We start from the raw sequence: 1,420 nt of genomic DNA on the forward strand, positions 1-1,420 counted from the left end.
TGTACCGTCCTAAAATAAGTTGACCGTTTTGAGTTAGTCCGATTCTATATTGACCATTTTACTGGTAGTCCTAAGTTAAGCTATTTCTCGGCCCCTGATTCGGGCGACTTATAGTAATTTTTCCAGCGCCGTTCTAACGGCCCATGGCTCCCATGAGCTGCTACCGGACTGAGCATATCACAACTTAGGTGAGGCCGCTTGTAGTTGTACAGAAACACTCCTTTCTCCAGCAAGGTGTAGGCTTCCTCCAGCGAACGAACCGGTTGATGACTTAGATACTCCTCTTTCAGGATACCATTGACCCGCTCGGCCACCGAGTTCTCTAAGGGGTCGGAGTTCTCCGTCATGCTGATCCGAATATGATAGTTATCCAGTACCCTGGTATATTCATCACAACAGTACTGAATACCCCGGTCGCTATGATGAATCAAGTGCGGTCCCATTCGTTTGGTAATCTGTTTAAGGGCCATCTCCAGGGCTCGTCGAGAATGGACGGCTTCCAGATTTTCCGCTACCGCAAAGCCCACAATCCGGTGCGAATAGGCATCAGTAATCAATGAAATGTACAGATAGCCAGCTTCTGTCAACCAATAAGTAATGTCAGCTACCCAAACCTGATTGGGCCGTAGAACGACCAGGTCTTTGATCAGGTTCGGGTATTTGCGAAACCGATGTCGGGAAAAGGTGGTGATCATCTTCCGCCTTCGCTTTCTGATTAACAGATGGTTAGCTGCCATTAAGTCGAACAAGGCATCCCGACCCATTTTTATTCCCCGTTGTCCCAGTTCTTCTTTCAGGAGCCAGTATAGTTTCTTGCCTCCCATGCGAGGGTGATCTTTTCGAACCGCTTCGATCAGCTCCAGTACTTGTTTATCGGCTTCTTCACCTTTGATAAGCCGATGGCTATGTTGATAGTAAGCTTGCCGACTAAAACCAAACAACCCGGTGATCCGCCGGACGCGGAGGTGAGGATAGCTTACTCGAAGGAGTTGGATTGCTTGGTAGCGGACTTTTTTTCAATAGCGATGCCCAGCTCCTGCTCGGCAACCCGAATCACAGTCGAATAATAAAGCACCTGAGTTTGGGCTTGCTCCAGCTCTTTCTGAAGCTGTTTGACTTGTCGGGCCAACTCATCGGCCTTGTGAGCCATCTGTTCGACAATCGTTGGCGGTGGCTGTTTGCTGGCTTGTTTCATGGCATCGGTGCGCTGAAAGTTCTCGTGGCGTACACGGTCCAGCCACTTTCTAACCGTGTGGCGGGTCAAAACGTTGAACTTGGCCATGGCCTGATCAATGGTCAGTCGACCCAGGTTGATCTCTTCAACCATCTGACGCATCTTGAGCTCATGCGCCTGAGTACGAAGCAAAAATAAGTGGTCCATCTGCTTAAAGTGATGGTAAACTTATTTTAGGACAAGACA

General features: G+C 48.9%; 2 protein-coding genes. Both read right to left on the reverse strand.

Annotated features, from left to right (window positions below):
- Nucleotides 1–80: 80 nt before the first annotated feature.
- On the reverse strand, nt 81–995 hold the full coding sequence (locus ACYVJM_RS32030; RefSeq protein ID WP_461152197.1) for an IS3 family transposase: 915 nt from the start codon (nt 993–995) through the stop codon (nt 81–83).
- Nucleotides 977–1,381, reverse strand: a complete 405-nt coding sequence (locus ACYVJM_RS32035) for a hypothetical protein (protein ID WP_460963587.1) — start codon at nt 1,379–1,381, stop codon at nt 977–979. Before ACYVJM_RS32035 ends, ACYVJM_RS32030 begins: the two co-directional genes overlap by 19 nt.
- Between the last annotated feature and the right edge of the window lie 39 nt (nt 1,382–1,420).

The sequence above is a fragment of the Spirosoma pulveris genome, assembly GCF_054781875.1.